The sequence below is a fragment of the Olleya sp. HaHaR_3_96 genome (assembly GCF_019278545.1).
Taxonomy (GTDB): Bacteria; Bacteroidota; Bacteroidia; order Flavobacteriales; family Flavobacteriaceae; genus Olleya.
In genome coordinates this window covers 3,442,394-3,459,369 of record NZ_CP058987.1, presented here as the reverse complement: position 1 = coordinate 3,459,369, position 16,976 = coordinate 3,442,394, and the positions used below count along the sequence as shown (strand labels likewise).

The 16,976-nt window shown below is 32.1% G+C and carries 19 protein-coding genes; 16 read left to right on the top strand and 3 right to left on the bottom strand.

Annotation, left to right across the window (positions count from 1 at the left end; all coding sequences use genetic code 11):
* The first annotated feature begins 40 nt into the window (after window positions 1-40).
* The 16 genes from H0I26_RS19800 (at window position 41) to H0I26_RS19790 (ending at window position 13,628) form a co-directional block, all read left to right on the top strand.
* Window positions 41-460: a redoxin domain-containing protein gene (locus H0I26_RS19800; RefSeq protein WP_256935141.1), complete on the top strand. Its 420-nt coding sequence runs from the start codon at window positions 41-43 to the stop codon at window positions 458-460.
* On the top strand, window positions 423-764 hold the full coding sequence (locus tag H0I26_RS19795) for a hypothetical protein (RefSeq protein WP_256935140.1): 342 nt from the start codon (window positions 423-425) through the stop codon (window positions 762-764). Before H0I26_RS19800 ends, H0I26_RS19795 begins: the two co-directional genes overlap by 38 nt.
* Before the next feature lie 111 nt (window positions 765-875).
* Complete coding sequence (locus H0I26_RS15215) at window positions 876-2,207, top strand: cytochrome ubiquinol oxidase subunit I (RefSeq protein ID WP_218699838.1); 1,332 nt, start codon at window positions 876-878, stop codon at window positions 2,205-2,207.
* Between the two features lie 2 nt (window positions 2,208-2,209).
* Complete coding sequence (cydB, locus tag H0I26_RS15210) at window positions 2,210-3,283, top strand: cytochrome d ubiquinol oxidase subunit II (RefSeq protein ID WP_218699837.1); 1,074 nt, start codon at window positions 2,210-2,212, stop codon at window positions 3,281-3,283.
* A gap of 15 nt (window positions 3,284-3,298) precedes the next feature.
* Window positions 3,299-3,595, top strand: a complete 297-nt coding sequence (locus H0I26_RS15205; protein ID WP_090838756.1) for a hypothetical protein — start codon at window positions 3,299-3,301, stop codon at window positions 3,593-3,595.
* Window positions 3,596-3,686: 91 nt separating this feature from the next.
* On the top strand, window positions 3,687-4,301 hold the full coding sequence (locus tag H0I26_RS15200; protein ID WP_218699836.1) for a TetR/AcrR family transcriptional regulator: 615 nt from the start codon (window positions 3,687-3,689) through the stop codon (window positions 4,299-4,301).
* A 1-nt stretch (window position 4,302) separates the two neighbouring features.
* Window positions 4,303-5,553: a TolC family protein gene (locus H0I26_RS15195; protein ID WP_218699835.1), complete on the top strand. Its 1,251-nt coding sequence runs from the start codon at window positions 4,303-4,305 to the stop codon at window positions 5,551-5,553.
* Window positions 5,554-5,667: 114 nt separating this feature from the next.
* Entirely contained in the window at window positions 5,668-6,576 is a 909-nt protein-coding gene (locus tag H0I26_RS15190) for an HlyD family secretion protein (protein WP_218699834.1), read from the top strand.
* A gap of 10 nt (window positions 6,577-6,586) precedes the next feature.
* Entirely contained in the window at window positions 6,587-7,081 is a 495-nt protein-coding gene (locus H0I26_RS15185; RefSeq protein ID WP_101018996.1) for a hypothetical protein, read from the top strand.
* The gene (locus tag H0I26_RS15180; protein ID WP_218699833.1) at window positions 7,082-7,984 is read left to right on the top strand and encodes an ABC transporter ATP-binding protein; all 903 of its coding nucleotides are present in this window, start codon (window positions 7,082-7,084) and stop codon (window positions 7,982-7,984) included.
* Window positions 7,985-8,037: 53 nt separating this feature from the next.
* Entirely contained in the window at window positions 8,038-8,766 is a 729-nt protein-coding gene (locus H0I26_RS15175) for an ABC transporter ATP-binding protein (protein ID WP_101018992.1), read from the top strand.
* A gap of 121 nt (window positions 8,767-8,887) precedes the next feature.
* A complete protein-coding gene (locus H0I26_RS15170; protein WP_218699832.1) occupies window positions 8,888-9,274 on the top strand; it encodes a GxxExxY protein in 387 nt (128 codons plus the stop codon).
* A gap of 200 nt (window positions 9,275-9,474) precedes the next feature.
* Window positions 9,475-10,581, top strand: a complete 1,107-nt coding sequence (locus H0I26_RS15165) for an ABC transporter permease (RefSeq protein ID WP_218699831.1) — start codon at window positions 9,475-9,477, stop codon at window positions 10,579-10,581.
* Between the two features lie 110 nt (window positions 10,582-10,691).
* Window positions 10,692-11,813, top strand: a complete 1,122-nt coding sequence (locus H0I26_RS15160; protein WP_218699830.1) for an ABC transporter permease — start codon at window positions 10,692-10,694, stop codon at window positions 11,811-11,813.
* A 69-nt stretch (window positions 11,814-11,882) separates the two neighbouring features.
* On the top strand, window positions 11,883-13,340 hold the full coding sequence (locus H0I26_RS15155; RefSeq protein ID WP_218699829.1) for an NAD(P)/FAD-dependent oxidoreductase: 1,458 nt from the start codon (window positions 11,883-11,885) through the stop codon (window positions 13,338-13,340).
* A 156-nt stretch (window positions 13,341-13,496) separates the two neighbouring features.
* A complete protein-coding gene (locus tag H0I26_RS19790) occupies window positions 13,497-13,628 on the top strand; it encodes a hypothetical protein (protein WP_256935139.1) in 132 nt (43 codons plus the stop codon).
* 23 nt (window positions 13,629-13,651) lie between these two features.
* On the opposite strand, the gene pncA is transcribed toward H0I26_RS19790, so the two are convergent.
* The 3 genes from pncA to H0I26_RS15140 all read right to left on the bottom strand — a co-directional run bounded on the left by pncA (window position 13,652) and on the right by H0I26_RS15140 (window position 16,837).
* Window positions 13,652-14,257 carry a bifunctional nicotinamidase/pyrazinamidase gene (gene pncA, locus H0I26_RS15150; protein ID WP_218699828.1) on the bottom strand — a complete coding sequence of 202 codons (606 nt, stop codon included), beginning with the start codon at window positions 14,255-14,257 and terminating at the stop codon, window positions 13,652-13,654.
* Between the two features lie 59 nt (window positions 14,258-14,316).
* Window positions 14,317-15,714 carry a nicotinate phosphoribosyltransferase gene (locus H0I26_RS15145; protein WP_218699827.1) on the bottom strand — a complete coding sequence of 466 codons (1,398 nt, stop codon included), beginning with the start codon at window positions 15,712-15,714 and terminating at the stop codon, window positions 14,317-14,319.
* 124 nt (window positions 15,715-15,838) lie between these two features.
* Window positions 15,839-16,837 carry a metal-dependent hydrolase gene (locus H0I26_RS15140; protein ID WP_218699826.1) on the bottom strand — a complete coding sequence of 333 codons (999 nt, stop codon included), beginning with the start codon at window positions 16,835-16,837 and terminating at the stop codon, window positions 15,839-15,841.
* Window positions 16,838-16,976 lie beyond the last annotated feature (139 nt).

Here is a 16,976-nt window from a genome sequence, read left to right as displayed (position 1 = left end):
GAGTAATTTTATACTATAAATAATTAAAACTCGATATACTATGAATACGCTAGAAACAACACCGCAAGACACATTTGCAATGCCAAGAATTGGTGATAAAGCACCAGAATTTACAGCAGTAACGACGCAAGGAAATATTAATTATCCATCAGATTATAAAGGTAAATGGTCTATATTATTTAGTCATCCCGCAGATTTCACACCTGTTTGTACCTCTGAGTTTATGACATTTGCGCATTTAGAAGAAAAATTTGAAAAAGCAAACTGTAGTCTTATCGGTTTGTCAATTGATGGTTTGTATAGTCACATTGCTTGGTTAAGAACTATTAAAGATAAAATTGAATTTAACGGAATGAAAAACATTGAAGTTAAATTTCCTTTAATTGAAGACATCTCGATGGAAGTTGCCAAAAAAATATGGAATGATTCAACCCGGAGAAAGCAAAACACAAGCAGTTAGAGCTGTCTTTTTTTTAGATCCAAATGAAACTGTTAGAGCAATTATTTACTATCCATTAAGTTTAGGACGTAATTTTGATGAGTTATACAGAACTTTAATAGCTATGCAAACTTCAGATAAGTTTAATGTAGCTACTCCTGCAGATTGGAATCCTGGAGATGATGTAATTGTATCTCCTGCTGGATCATGTGGTGTTACTGAAGAACGTATGACATCTACCGAAGATTTAGACTGTAAAGACTGGTTTTTCTGTACTAAAAAACTAGATAAAGACTTAGTCTTAGATGCAATCTTAAAAAAATAATTCAAACTAATTATAAATAACAAAAAAGCCTCATTTTCGAGGCTTTTTTGTGATAAAGGTTACACAGCGTTTAAGCGTTGTGTCGTATTTTTATAGTCTAAAAACTAGGATATGGAAGACATGCTCTTTTACGATAGGTTACAGTTTGCATTTACTATCACATTTCATTATATATTTCCGCAATTAACCATGGGATTATCATTATTGATAGTCTTTTTTAAAGGAAAGTATTTAATAAATAACATCGAAAAGTATAACAATGCAGCAAAATTTTTAATGAAAATTTTTGCTATCAATTTTACCATGGGAGTGATTACAGGAATTCCAATGGAGTTTCAATTTGGTACCAATTGGGCGAAGTTTTCAGAACTCACAGGTGGTATTATTGGTCAGACTTTGGCTATGGAAGGGATGTTTTCTTTCTTTTTAGAATCCTCATTTTTAGCACTCTTTATTTTTGGTGAAAAACTAATGGGACAAAAATTACACTTTCTAACAGGTTTTCTAGTCTTTTTAGGCTCTTGGGCAAGTGGATGGTTTATTCTAGCTACTAATGCTTGGATGCAACATCCTGTAGGTTATGAGGTTTTAGAAAACGGTAAATTTGTTTTAGAAAACTTTTCAGCACTCTTTACAAATCCTTGGCTATTACCAGCCTTTTTGCACAATCAAATAGCGTCGGTGGTTACGTCTTCGTTTGTTGTAGCAAGTATTGGTGCATTTTATGTATTAAGAAATAAGCAAACGGAATACGGGAAATTATTCTTAAAAACAGGTGTGATTTTTGGATTAATATCTAGTGTATTGGTTGCTTTTCCAACAGGTGATTGGAATGCTAAAAATGTTGCAGAATACCAACCAGCTTCTTTTGCTGCTATGGAAGGGATTTTTGAAACAGAAGAGGCTGGAGCCGAAATTGTTTTAGTTGGACAACCTAATATGGTAGAAAAGAAGCTAGATAATAAAATAGCAGTACCTAATATATTAAGCTTTTTAACGCATCAAGATTGGGATAAACAAATTCCGGGAATGGATCAGTTTAAAGAAGAAGAATTGCCAAGTAATATTCCTGCGCTTTATTATTCTTATCATATAATGGTTGGATTAGGAACTATTTTTATAGGTGTAATGGCATTGGCGCTTTTCTTTTTATGGCGAAAAAAACTATACACATTAAAACCATTATTATGGACCATTATGTTTTTAGTGCCATTTCCTTATATCGCAAACCTTACTGGTTGGTACACTGCAGAACTAGGACGTCAACCCTATCTAGTATATGGTTTATTAAAAACTAGCGATGGAATTTCGCCAACAGTATCTTCAGGAAACACGCTATTTACTTTACTAGGTTTTGTCGCTTTATATATGCTTTTAGGCTTGTTATTTCTAGTCTTAGTTGGTAAAACTATTAATCAAGGCCCAAAACCTCAAACACATTAATTATGGAAGTATTTTGGTATATAGCAATCGCTATTGTTTTAGCAGTGTTTTTTATTTTAGATGGTTACGACTTTGGTACAGGAATCATTCATTTGTTCTTTGCTAAAAAAGAAAAAGACAAAGAAGTCATCGCAAAATCTGCTGGTTTATTTTGGGATTCTAACGAGGTTTGGTTAGTTGCAGCAGGAGGGATGCTTTTTATGGCGTTTCCAACATTTTATGCGTCTGTATTTAGTGGCTTTTATTTACCGTTAATTATAGTGCTATGGCTAATCATATTTAGAGCTATTGGTTTAGAGTTTAGAGGACAATTTAAGTATCAAATGTGGAAAGACATTTGGGACACCTCATTTGGCGTGTCAAGTTTGTTATTAGCTTTGTTTTTTGGTGTCGCTTTAGGTAATATTGTTAGAGGTGTAAACTTAGGAGGTGTTGAAAATGGTGTTTCAGCTTACGAAGGACATTATTTTTTCTTACCCTTATGGGATAGTAGTTTTAGTCCATTGAGTGATACACCAGGAATTATAGATTGGTTTACAATTATTATAGGGTTAATTTCTGTGATCACCTTAGCTATTCATGGTGCTAATTGGGTGATTTTAAAAACTAATTCTTCAATTAACACCAAACTTAAAGGTGTCATTTTTAAGATGAATATCGCTCTAGCAATACTAACGGTGTTTTCCTTATTTGTATGGCAAATAGTAAATCCTAATTCGCTAGATAACTTTATAAAAAGGCCTTATTTAATAGTCTTTCCTATTATTTATCTTACAGGATTAATTGGATTGTTTTTTATCAACAAACTAAAGAAAGAAAGTCATGGTTTTATGTTTTCAACCTTATTAATTTTAGGGGGAATTACATCGTCATTGGCGTCATTATTTCCGGTTATATTACCGTCTATCAATAATACGCATGAGCATTTAACGATTTACAATACAGCTACAGAAAGTTATGGTTTATCAGTAGCTTTTAATTGGGCAATTATTGGTTTTATTCTGATTGTTATTTACTTCATTATTCAAAAAAGACTAATGGCAGGAAAAGTTGACAAAATGGATTACGGACACTAGTGTAAACTTACTATTATGACAGGGACTTTAATTTCACTAGTTAGTATTCTTATTGGCATTATTGCGGCTAATATCTTTGGTGTTTTTTATAAAAAGTACTCTTTTGGGTTCATAGGAAACACTTTAGTCGGTGTTTTTGGAAGTATTTTTTTAATCAAATCTTTTGGAAGATTAGGTTTTGATCCCTGGTCAATAATGCAAAATGAAAGTTTTAATATAACTTTATTCGTCGTCAATTGTTTTGTCTCTATTTTAGGAGGCGTTTTAGGACTTGTAGTTGCTAAATTAATCTATAAAAAACTGAATAAATAACTATTTATTCAGTTTACATGATATTAGTCATCTAATTTAATATCAATTCATTATACATTTGTTAACCACTTGGTTAAACCATGTAGTTATAATGAGAAAAGCAAAAGATAAAAACACAGAAGAACTAATACTAAATGCTGCAAAAAGCATATTCCAATCTAAAGGAATGGATGGCGCACGCATGCAAGAAATAGCAGATAAAGCAGGTATTAATAAAGCTATGTTGCATTATTACTACAGAAGTAAGCAGTTATTGTTTGAATCGGTATTTAAAAACGCCTTTAGCTTGTTAGCGCCTCAATTAAATGCGGTTTTAAATGACGAGTCTACTATTGAAGACAAGGTGAGAAACTTCACGTCAAACTATATAACATTCATTGTTAAGCATCCTTATTTACCAAATTTCATCATTCAAGAATTGAATAGAAATCCAGGGTTTATTATAAAACTGAAAGATAATCCAAACTTTTTAAACCTTGATAAATTTAAAGTTCAAGTAGAACAAGAAGTTGAAAAAGGTATTATAAAACCTATTAGTGCAGAACAATTATTCATCAATATTATGGCATTAAATATTTTTCCGTTTGTTGCAAAACCGTTGCTTATGGCCTTTACAAATACAGATGATGACGCCTACAAACAACTGATAGAAGGTAGAAAAACAGAAGTTGCCGACTTTATTATTAATTCTATAAAGACTAATTAAAATGAAACAATTACTACTAGTTTTTGTAATCTTATATGCGCTTTCAAGTCAAGCCCAACAAAGCATCACGTTAGAGGAATGTTACCAATTAGTGACAGAAAATTATCCGTTAGCAAAACAGTCAAAACTTTTAGAGGCGCAAAACAAATTGGAAGCAGAAGTTATTGCGACTTCAAAATTACCACAGTTAAGTTTAGATGCGCAAGCGACGTATCAGTCTGATGTGATTCAATTTCCTCTGGCAATGTCAGGAATTGAACCATTAAACAAAGACCAATATCGTGCAACTGTTTCTGTAAATCAGCTTATTTATAATGGAGGAGCAACAGAGGCGTCTTTAAATTTAAAATCGGCGCAATTAAAAACGGAACAAAAACAAGTCGAAGTCAGTTTATACCAACTAAAACAGCAAATTAACCAACTCTATTTTTCTGTTTTATTAGCGCAAGAATCTCAGTTATTATTAAAAGCGAAAAAAGCGCAATTAGAAGCCAAGCTAAAGGAAGTACAATCAGGAATTAAGTATGGTATTATTTTACCAACTTCAGATAAAATTCTGGAGGCTGAATTATTAAAAGTAAGCCAACAATTCAATGAACTTAAAAGCAACAAAGTAACCCTTATTGAAACATTATCAAGTTTAATAAGTCAACCATTACAAGTGTTTACAACATTTCAAAAGCCACTTTTAGAAACACCATTACAAACAGAAATAGTAAGACCAGAGTTAGAATTATTTCAACTTAAAAAAGAAGAAGTTGAAAATTCTGAAACCCTGTTGTCTAAACAAAAGGCACCTAAATTACTAGGTTTTGCAACAGGAGGTTATGGCAATCCAGGATTAAATATGTTGGATAATTCGTTTCAAACATTTTATACAGTTGGTGTTAAAGTGAATTGGATTATTTTCGATTGGAACGCGAACAAAAAGCAAAGAGAGTCATTAGCTATTAACAAAGATTTTATAGAGAATGAAACTGAAATTTTCAAACTCAATACTAACATTGCGTTAAACCAACAACAGAAAGAAATTGATAAAGTTGAATTTTTTATTACTTCAGATTTAGAAATAATTAACCTTAGAAAAGACGTGCTTAAATCGGCAGAATCGCAACTTAAAAATGGTGTGATTACGTCTTCAGCATACATCACAGAGCTTACTAATTTATACGAAGATGAAAACACCATGGTTAAGCATCACATTCAGTTACAACTAGCAAAAGCAAATTACAATGTCATTAAAGGACAATAGAAAAAACATAGATTTCGAAGATTAGCGCAGAAAAAAGAATTAAAATAACAAGTATAATTGATAAAAAAGTCTGCGAGAATCTGCGAAAATCTGCGGGAAGTAAAACATAAACTCATGAAAAACTACTATTATATAATAAGCCTAAGCATAGCTACATTAACATTTATTTCCTGTGGAAACAACAACGGAAAATCAGATGGTTACGGAAATTTTGAAGCAACAGAAATAACTATTTCAGCAGAAAATAATGGAAAACTAATGCAGTTTAATCTTGATGAAGGTGATATACTTCAAAAAGAACAATTTATTGGCTATATCGATACTATTCCGTTAGCATTAAAACGTGAGCAGTTAGAGGTTTCTAAGGCTGTCATTGCTTCAAAATCTAAAGGTGTTTTATCACAGATTAATGTATTAAATGCAAAACTAAAAACGGCAAACACAAATAAAACACGCGCTCAAAACCTTATAAAGGATAATGCGGGAACACAAAAACAACTGGATGATGTTCTTGGCGAAATGGATGTGATTAAAAGCCAAATTAGAAGTGTCGAAATACAGAATGCTCCTGTTGTAAATGAGCTTAAATCTATTGATGTGCAGTTAAAGCAAATTGATGACCAAATCCAGAAAAGTAAAATCACAAATCCTGTAAACGGAACTGTTTTAACCAAATACGCAGAACCAAATGAAATTACCGCTTTTGGAAAACCGTTGTATAAAATCGCAGATTTAAGTACCATGCAATTACGAGTTTATATAAGTGAAACGCAATTGGCTAATATTAAAATAGGGCAAGAAGTAACTGTTAAAATTGATGATGCCGATACTATGAAATCCTATAAAGGAACGATTAACTGGATAACTTCAGAAGCAGAATTTACACCAAAAATAATTCAAACTAAAGAAGAACGTGTGGCATTAGTTTATGCTGTAAAAGTAGACGTTCAAAATGATGGAAGCCTAAAAATTGGAATGCCTGCAGAGCTATGGTTAAATAATTTAAATATCAATAATAACTAAAACTTAAAACATGAAATATTTAATTTTTGCAATGACTCTATTTGCTTTTGTTGGATGTAAAGACAATAAAAAACAAGAAGAGATAATTAAAACAGAAACGGTTAATCAGTCTGTTAATATAAAAAATAATAAACAAAGTGATGAGACTTTAGAGGTTTATAAAAACACATGGATTGACGAAATTAAAGTAAGTGACAATGGAAAATGGTCTGCAAATAAAGAAACTAATGAAGGTGTGAAAAATATGCTTACTAGCATTGCGACAAATAGAACTAACTCATTAGAAAATTACCAAGATTTAGCGGAGCAATTAAGTCAGCATAAAAATTACATTATTAAAAACTGTACAATGAAAGGTGACTCTCATGACAATTTACACGTTTGGCTTTTGCCATTAATGGCAAAAATAGAAGCCCTTTCAGAAACTAAAACAGTAGAAGACGCATCAAAAATAAAATCAAGTATTGAGAAAAATATTAACGCATATTCAGATTTTTTTGAATAAATGAGTATCACAGTTTCTAACATATCAAAATCTTACAAAAGCGTAAAAGCTTTAGAGAACATTTCTTTTAATGTGAAAAAAGGGGAGCTTTTTGGACTTATTGGTCCTGATGGCGCAGGTAAAACAACGTTGTTTAGAATTTTAACTACGCTCTTAATTGCTAATGAAGGTTCTGCAACGGTTGCTGATTTTGATGTAGTTTCAGACTATAAAAAGATTCGGAATAATGTTGGCTATATGCCAGGGAAATTTTCGCTTTATCAAGATTTAACCATTGAAGAAAATTTAAATTTCTTCGCAACAATTTTCGGAACAACCATAGAAGAAAATTACGATTTAATAAAAGAGATTTATGTTCAAATTGAACCTTTTAAAGACCGTCGTGCAGGTAAACTATCTGGAGGAATGAAACAAAAACTGGCTTTATGTTGTGCTTTAATTCATAAACCAAAAGTGTTGTTTTTAGATGAGCCAACAACAGGAGTGGACCCAGTGTCGAGAAAAGAATTTTGGGACATGCTTAAACGTTTGCAACAAAAAGGTATTACCATTTTAGTATCTACACCATATATGGATGAAGCTGCTTTGTGTGACAGAATTGCATTGATTCAAGACGGTAAAATTTTACAGATAGATACACCTCAAGCCATTGTAAAGCATTATCCAAAACAGATTTATAACGTTAGAGCAAATAATACGTATCAACTTATTAAGAGTTTAAAGACTTACGAATATAATCATAGTGTCTATCCTTTTGGTGAGTTTGTGCATTATACAGATTGTAGAGCAGATTTTAATCCTAAGGATTTAATACAGTTTTTAGAATCTAATAATCTTTCTAATGTGGCAATAGAAAAAACAGAGGCAACTATTGAAGATACTTTCATGGAATTAGCTAAATAAATTACTAAGACCTGACAGGCTTTTTAAACCTGTCAGGTCTAGAAAAAAAACGAATGGACAACAATACGGTCATACAAGTAGAAGGGTTAACCAAAATGTACGGAGATTTTGCAGCTGTAGATGCCATTACTTTTGATGTTAAAAAAGGTGAGATATTTGGGTTTTTAGGAGCAAATGGCGCAGGAAAAACTACAGCGATGAAAATGTTAATAGGTATTTCTAAACCAACTTCAGGTAACGCTCAGGTGGCAGGATTTGATGTTTATAAACAAGCCGAAAATATAAAGAAAAACATTGGTTATATGAGTCAGAAATTTGCTTTGTATGACGATTTAACGGTTAAAGAAAACATCACGTTTTTTGGAGGGATTTATGGACTATCCAGAAAACGAATAAAAGAAAAAACAGCAATCTTGCTTGAAGAGCTAGGATTGGAAGACGTAGCAAACCAATTAGTCGGTGCTTTACCTTTAGGTTGGAAACAAAAATTATCTTTTTCTGTGTCCTTAATTCATGATCCAAAAATTGTGTTTTTAGATGAGCCAACAGGAGGAGTAGATCCTATTACTAGACGTCAGTTTTGGGAAATGATTTACAAAGCAGCTAATCAAGGCACAACCGTTTTTGTAACCACACATTATATGGATGAAGCTGAGTATTGTGATCGTGTGTCTATTATGGTAAACGGAAAAATAGAAGCTTTAGATACACCTAAAAAGCTTAAGCAACAATTTAACGCTGCAAATATGAACGATGTGTTTTTAAAACTAGCAAGAGGATAGAAAATACCCCACAGATCTCACAGATTACCGCAGAAAAAGTATGAGTACACCTTGAGTAGAATCTGCGGTTATCTGTGAGATTTTCGGGAGTAATTATAAAGAAATTATATAAAAAAACATTATGGAGCAAAAAACAGAAAATGATATTTCATACCTAATCAGAGGAGCGATTTTTAAAGTCTATAATGAATTGGGACCAGGTTTATTAGAGTCTGTATATGAAGCTATTTTAATGTATGAATTAAAGAAACAAGGATTATCAGTTAAAAAACAAGTCCCATTACCAGTATTTTATGATGGTATAGAATTAGAAATTGGCTTCAGATTAGATTTACTAGTAAATAATAAAGTAATAATAGAAATAAAATCGATTGAAAATTTAGCTAAAGTACATCATAAGCAAGTTTTGACTTACTTGAAAATTTCAGAATTAAAATTAGGCATTTTAGTGAATTTTAATGTGGATGATATAACAAAAGGAATTTTTAGAAAAGTAAATGGATTATAAAAAAAAATATCCCGCAGATTTGCGAAAAAAAATAAATATCAAATCAAGGGGAAACTAAAAAGATTTGCGGTAATCAGCGAAATCAGCGGGAGAAAAAATCTTTTAGATAAAGAGGGTTTTGACGTAAAAAGTAAATTTAAAATCAAAGATAACATTTAAAAAAATCTGCGGGAATCTGTGAGATCTGCAGGAATAAAGAAATGAAAAGATTCATAGGCTTCATAAAAAAAGAATTCTATCACATTTTTAGAGATAGACGCTCGTTGTTTATTCTCTTCGGAATGCCAATAGCACAAATTATGTTATTTGGTTTCGCGATTACCAATGAAATAAACAATGTAGATATTGCTATTTTAGATCACTCTAAAGACATAACAACACAAGAAATTATTAATAAAATTTCAGCTTCAAAATACTTTAGTATCAATCAAATTGTTGAGAGAGAAGCTGATATTGAAACTATTTTTAAAAAAGGAAAAGTAAAAGCAGTTTTAAATTTCGAAAAAGATTTCAGTAAAAAGCTAGTCAAAGATCATAATGCGACTATTCAGATTATTACCGATGCTACAGATCCAAATACTGCAAATACAATAAGTAATTATGTCAATGCCATTCTTCAGCAATATCAAAAAGAATTGAATAAAGACATGACAATCGCCTATCAAATTGTACCACAAACCAGAATGGTTTATAATCCAGAATTAAAAAGTGTGTACATGTTTGTTCCTGGTGTAATGACTATTATTTTAATGTTAGTTTCTGCAATGATGACATCTATTTCTATCACAAGAGAGAAGGAATTAGGCACTATGGAAATCCTTTTAGTATCACCAATAAAACCAATTCAAGTTATTGTTGGTAAAGTATTTCCTTATATATTTCTATCTGTTATAAACGCGATCGTCATTGTAGTTTTAAGTATATTTATATTTAAAATGCCAGTTCAAGGCAGCTTAATTTTATTGGGTTTTGAAAGTGTTTTGTTTATAATTACAGCATTAGCCTTAGGTATTTTAATCTCCACAATTTCGGCAACACAGCAAACGGCTATGATGATTTCTTTAATGGGATTAATGCTACCTGTAATTCTATTATCTGGTTTTATTTTTCCAATCTCAAGCATGCCATTACCATTGCAAGTGATTAGTAATATCATTCCAGCAAAATGGTTTATTATCATCATAAAAGGGATTATGCTAAAAGGAGTTGGCTTACAATATCTATGGAAAGAAACCCTGATTTTAATAGGAATGACCATCTTTTATATTGGCTTAAGTGTTAAGAAATATAAAATTAGATTAGAATAAAAGAGTAAAGTTGTCTCGTCGAGCGCAGTCGAGACGTTTATTAAAAATGATATTTAATAAAGATTCTTGCTGAAGTTTATCTTGAGCGGAGCCGAAAGGTGGGAAATAATATGAAAACAATTTTATACATCATACAAAAGGAGTTCAAGCAAATCTTTAGAAATAAAGGCATGCTGCCTATCATTTTTGTTATGCCTATATTTCAACTCGTTATTTTATCTAATGCGGCTACGTTTGAAGTAAAGAATATCAAATTTGGTTATATTGATAATGATCACACATCAACGTCTAGAGCGTTAGTTGAAAAATTTAATGCCTCTACTTATTTTAATGTGTTAACAGATTTTCCTTCGGAAGCATTAGCAAGTGCTTCCATGTTAAAAGGTGAAGTGGATGTGCTTATACAAATTCCACACTATTTTGAGCGGGATTTACAAAAAGAAAAGCATAACAGTTTGGGTGTAACTATTAATGCTATTGATGGCGCAGCAGCAGGTGTAGAAAATGTATATGTCAATCAAATTATACAACGTTTCAATCAAAACATAAAACTCGATTTGTTACAAGTTTCAGATAAATTAAGACAACCAATTAGCATAGAGACAATTCCATTATTTTGGTATAATAAAACTTTAAATTATAAAACCTTTATGGTTCCTGGTATATTGGTTTTATTGGTAACCATGATTACATTGTTTCTTTCAGGAATGAATATCGTCCGCGAAAAAGAAATAGGTACACTGGAGCAAATTAATGTCACTCCAATTAAAAAAAGCCAATTTATTATAGGCAAACTTTTTCCGTTTTGGGTTATAGGAATGGGGTTATTAACTGTCGGCTTAATTTTAGCAAAGGTCATTTTTAATGTTCCCATAATTGGTAGTTTGCCATTACTATATTTTTATACCTCTATTTATATTCTGGTTATTTTAGGAATTGGTTTATTCATCTCTAATTTTACAGATACACAACAACAAGCCATGTTTATTGCGTGGTTTTTTACTGTTATTTTTATTTTAATGAGTGGTTTATTTACACCAATAGAGAGCATGCCAAAATGGGCACAAACACTTACCGAATTTAACCCAATAAGATATTTTGTAGAAGTCATGCGTATGGTGATGCTTAAAGGTTCTGGTTTTAAAGATATTCTTCCTCAGTTATTAAAAACGCTTCTTTACGCCTTTATTATGAATGGTTTAGCAGTTTGGAGTTATAGGAAGATAAATTAAATGACTTGTGTAACAAAAGTGACTGTTTAGTATTTTAGTTGATTATATCTTTACATAAAAATAACAATCATGTCTAAAATAGTCATTTTAGGAGCAGGAATTTCTGGTCACGTTGCAGCAACTCATTTAAGAAGAAAACTATCTAAAGATCACGAAGTTGTTGTGGTATCTCCTAACAGTAATTACCAATGGGTACCGTCTAATATTTGGGTTGGAATTGGAAGAATGAAATCGGAGAAAATCTACTTCCCATTAGCACCTTTATACAAAAAGAAAGGAATAGGTTATAAACAAGCTAAAGCAATTTCTTTTTTTCCTGAAGGCGATAAAAATGAGGATAAACCATATGTTTTATCGGAATACGTTGTTGGAGACAATAAAGGACAACAAGAAAAAATAACGTACGATTATTTAATTAATGCTACTGGACCTAAACTGAATTTTGAAGCGACTGAGGGGTTAATTCCTGGTCAAAATAAGGCTTATTCTGTTTGCACATTTTCACATGCGGACCATGCTTGGGAAGGTTTAAAAGCACTAATACAAGAAATGAAAGCTGGTAAAAAAGCTAAAATTTTAATAGGTACAGGACACGCAAAATCAACTTGCCAAGGTGCTGCTTTTGAATATATATTAAATGTAGAACAAGAATTGCGCAAGCATAATGTTCGTGATATGGCAGAAGTCACTTGGATTTCTAACGAATACCAATTAGGCGATTTTGGGATGGATGGTATGCTGTTAAGTTACGGGAGCATGACTATGAAATCTCATGAAATGGTCGAAATGGTTTTTGAAGACAGAGACATTAAGTGGATATTAGGAGCTGGTGTTAATAAAATTGAAGATGGTATTGCACATTATGAAAACTTGGAAGGAGAATATAAGACTGAAACTTATGATTTTGCAATGTTAATTCCTTCATTTTCTGGTCATGGTTTTAAAGCTTTTGATAAAAATGAAAACGACATCACAGAAAAACTATTTAAAGGCTTTATGATCGTAGATGCCGATTATACACAAAAACCGTATGAAGAATGGTCTGTTAAAGATTGGCCAGAAACGTATCAAAACCCAAGTTATAAAAACATTTTTGCACCAGGAATCGCATTTGCGCCACCACATGCTATTTCTAAACCAAGAACTAGCAAAAACGGAACGGTTATTTCTCCTGCGCCACCGCGTACAGGAATGCCTTCTGGTATTACCGCAAAATTGGTCGCAGATAATATTATAGACTCTATTAAAAGTGGAAAAGAATCTTTAAACCATAAAGGATCTATGGGTAACATGGGGGCAGCTTGTATTGCTTCCGCTGGTTATGGAATGACAAAGGGGAGTGGTGTTAGTATTACAACCTACCCAATTGTCCCAGATTACGAAAAATATCCAAAAACACAAGGTAGACAATTAGGGAAAACCTTTGGAGAAATTGGTTTAGCAGGACATTGGTTAAAACTAGCATTGCATTATGCGTTCATCTATAAAGCAAAAATGAAACCTTTTTGGTGGTTGATTCCAGAATAAGTGTTCTTAAATATTATTTTAGTTTTAACTAATAGGTTATCAGTAAGTAGAAATGAGTAAAGTCCCCTTGAAGGGACTTTAGGGGTGTTTTTTTAATCGTTTAATAAATTCGTTAAATAAGACACCTTCAATAAAACCAATAAAAACACAAACATCATGACAGAAAGAATATCAAGATATCAAAGATTTAAAATGATGAATCCAATCATTCAGTTTTTTAAATTCATTTATTTAAGTGTGAAAATAATGTTAGTGGTAGCCGGAGGACATGGCGGAACAAGAAGTTAAACAGAAGATGTCGTTAGATAGTTTTATATGGATTCTGATGTTATAATATGCACACCCATAGTAATCATCTTGATTTTAATAGCTTCAAATACTTCTAAATCTAAAGCTTTTGCAGCATCTTCAATAAAATAACATTCAAAACCTTCTTGAACAGCATCGCGAATAGAAAAGTAAACACAAATATCAGACGCTAGTCCACAAAAATATAGTTTTGAGGCCTCTTTTTCTTTTAGGTAACCCGCTAACCCTGTTGATTTTAAATGGTTGTTGTCATAAAAAGCACTATAACTATCAATATTTTTATCGGTTCCTTTTCTAAAAATAGCCTCATATTTTATAGTATCTAATTCAGAGTGTAATTCGGCTCCTTTACTGCCTTCTACACAATGTTCTGGCCATAATATTTGTGTTTTTCCGCGCCATTCTATGCTGTCAAAATTAGATTTGTTATCATGGTTTACAGCAAAGCTAGAATGCGTTTTAGGATGCCAATCTTGTGTGGCTACAATCAAGTCGAATTTATCTTGTATGCTATTTATTACAGGTACAATGTTATCTCCATCTGGCACAGCAAGAGATCCACCCGGCATAAAATCGTTTTGTACATCAATGACTAAAAGTGTTTTCATAGTTTGACTATTTTTTAATGTATTAGGTTAATATTTAGATAGCCATTAACATTATTACTTTAGCTTTTATGTTTATTGATTAGCTCATTTCGTTCCTTTTTAAGTTGACTACTTAGTCCTATTTTATAGGTATGTGGGTTTTGAAAACGCTTATATTCATCCGGTAGTTGTGCTAAACGGGATTGCGAATATTCTGCAATTTCAGTAACAGTTTTAGCAGGTATTACACGTTTACCATCTTCCATGACTAACTCTAGTAAAGGCTCTTTTTTTAACTCACTAATATCTATTTGCTTGGTAATATCAAAAGGATGTTCCATTTTATCAATCTCACCTTCGGCATAAATCGCGACAGCATCTGCGCCATAAAATAGCCCGTCGGCATCAATCATTCTGTACACTTGTTTTTTAAACGGTAGCGATACTTTTATAATGTTTTCAGAGAGTTTAATTCTTGGATCTCCATTGTATTCAGATAATTTATATACACCATCTAACGCCGCGTCTGGTCGTCCTGTAACTAAATTAGTACCTACACCAAAAACATCAATAGGCGCCTGTTGTTCTTTTAAACTTTTTATAACATATTCATCTAACTGATTGGACGCTACAATTTTTACATAACTTAAATCAGCAGCATCCAAAATGGCTCTCGCTTTTTTAGATAAATAGGCTAAATCACCACTGTCCAATCGGATGCCGAATAATTTTTCACCGTTGTCTTCCATTTCTTTTGCAACAATAATCGCATTTGGAAGTCCTAATTTTAGGGTATTATAAGTATCAATTAAAAGCACACAGTTTTTTGGTCGTACTTGCGCAAAATCACGAAATGCGTCTAATTCATTATCATAACTTTGGATAAAAGAATGTGCCATTGTTCCTGTAGATGCGATGTTGTAATCTTCGGCAGCTTTCACATTACTAGTACTATCAAAACCACCAATAGCCGCAGCTCTTGATGCATAATAACCACCTGTAGCATGGGCACGACGTAGTCCCATATCTAGTAGTATGGCATCTTTTGCACTATAGCGTATTCTGCTAGCTTTGGTTGCGATTAGCGTTTGAAAATTAAGAATATTTAGTAAAAGGGTTTCTATAATTTGTGCTTCTATAATATTGGCTTCAACCTGTAAAATGGGACGGTTAGGAAAAACAAGATCACCTTCTTTACTCGAGCGAATACGACCTTTAAAGCTAAAGTTTTTTAAATACTCTAAAAATTCGTTCTCAAATCCTTTTTGCTTTAAATAAGAAATATCAGACTCTGAGAATTTAAGCGACTCTAGTATATCTAAAACATCTTCTAACCCTGCAAATATGGCATACCCATTATCAAAAGGATTACGACGGTAATAATAGTCAAACACCGCTTTGCCATTTGGTTTAGTCACAAAATAGACTTGCGCCATTGTAATTTGATATAGATCCGTATATGCTGCAGTAATGTCCATAAATTTATAAGTTTAGTTTACAAGATATTCAAAATTTGAAAGATTTCCATTCTCAAATTCTAAAGAAGTTAATAGTATGTAATAATTAGTCTAGTTGAAATTAAATTGTGGTTTTAAACCGAAATTAATTTCCTTTTAAGCGTTGCCAAAGTTCTGATAATAGCTTTTTACCGTCATTAGAATCTTTAGGCGCCTCTATAAATGAAACTTTACCAGAAGGATCAACTTCTAATTTGTATTTAAAAACAAAATTATCTGATTTTGGTTTTAAACTTAACAAACCAAAGCGTAAATCGTTAAAATAAAGCGTGTTATTATTCTTTGTAATAGTATACCAACCTTCAGTAATAGCAATCATTTGTTTTACACTTTTATCTTCAACAAGACTACCTAATAAGTCGTGGTTTTTTGGATAGCTTTCAAAAGTGATAGGTTGGCTGTCAAAAAACGAATAATTCCCAAGTAAAAAAGCATCTTTAGTTTGCACATTGGCACTCCAAAGTACGGTGTTTAAAGGCGACGGTCTAGTATCAATATCTAAATAAGCTATGTTTTGTTCTTTTAAAGCAGATTCAAATTTTGTGTAAGCAGCCCATTTTAAAAGTAGCGTAATAGCTAAGTACGATGTACTTATTATTAATCCCATGTTGTTATAAAAACGTCGTTTTGTTGTGGTTCGTTTCTGGCGCATGGCCAAAATCAAGAATATCAGAAAAGGAACTGTATATAATGGATCAACTACAAATATGTTTTTAAAAGCTAACCGTAAATCAAAAGGCCAAAACAGTTGCGTTCCCCAAGTCGTATGTGCATCTAAAATAGGGTGTGTTACAAAGGCTAAAAAGAATAACCAAGTCCAGTTTTTAAAGTTTTTGTAGGTTTCGTAACGCGTCACAATCCATGCAAAAATAGGGGCGAAAAGTACAGAAAACACAATAGAATGTGTAAATCCACGATGCACATAAAGTGCAGTGACATTGTCGGTAAAAAATGAAGCTAGAACATCTAAATCAGGAATTGTACCTGCGATAGCACCATAAAGCATGGCCTTGTTTCCAACTTTTCTACCTAAAACAGCTTCTCCTACAGCTGCTCCTAATACTATTTGTGTTAATGAATCCATATAGAGTGCAAAAGTAAGGGATACCAATATATTTATAACAACACTTTGTTTTTAAGTTGCTTTTCCATGCTTAGTAATAAGTGTGTATGAGCATTTTTTTTATAACTTTTTTTTTGTAATTATTTAATAATTAAAGTTT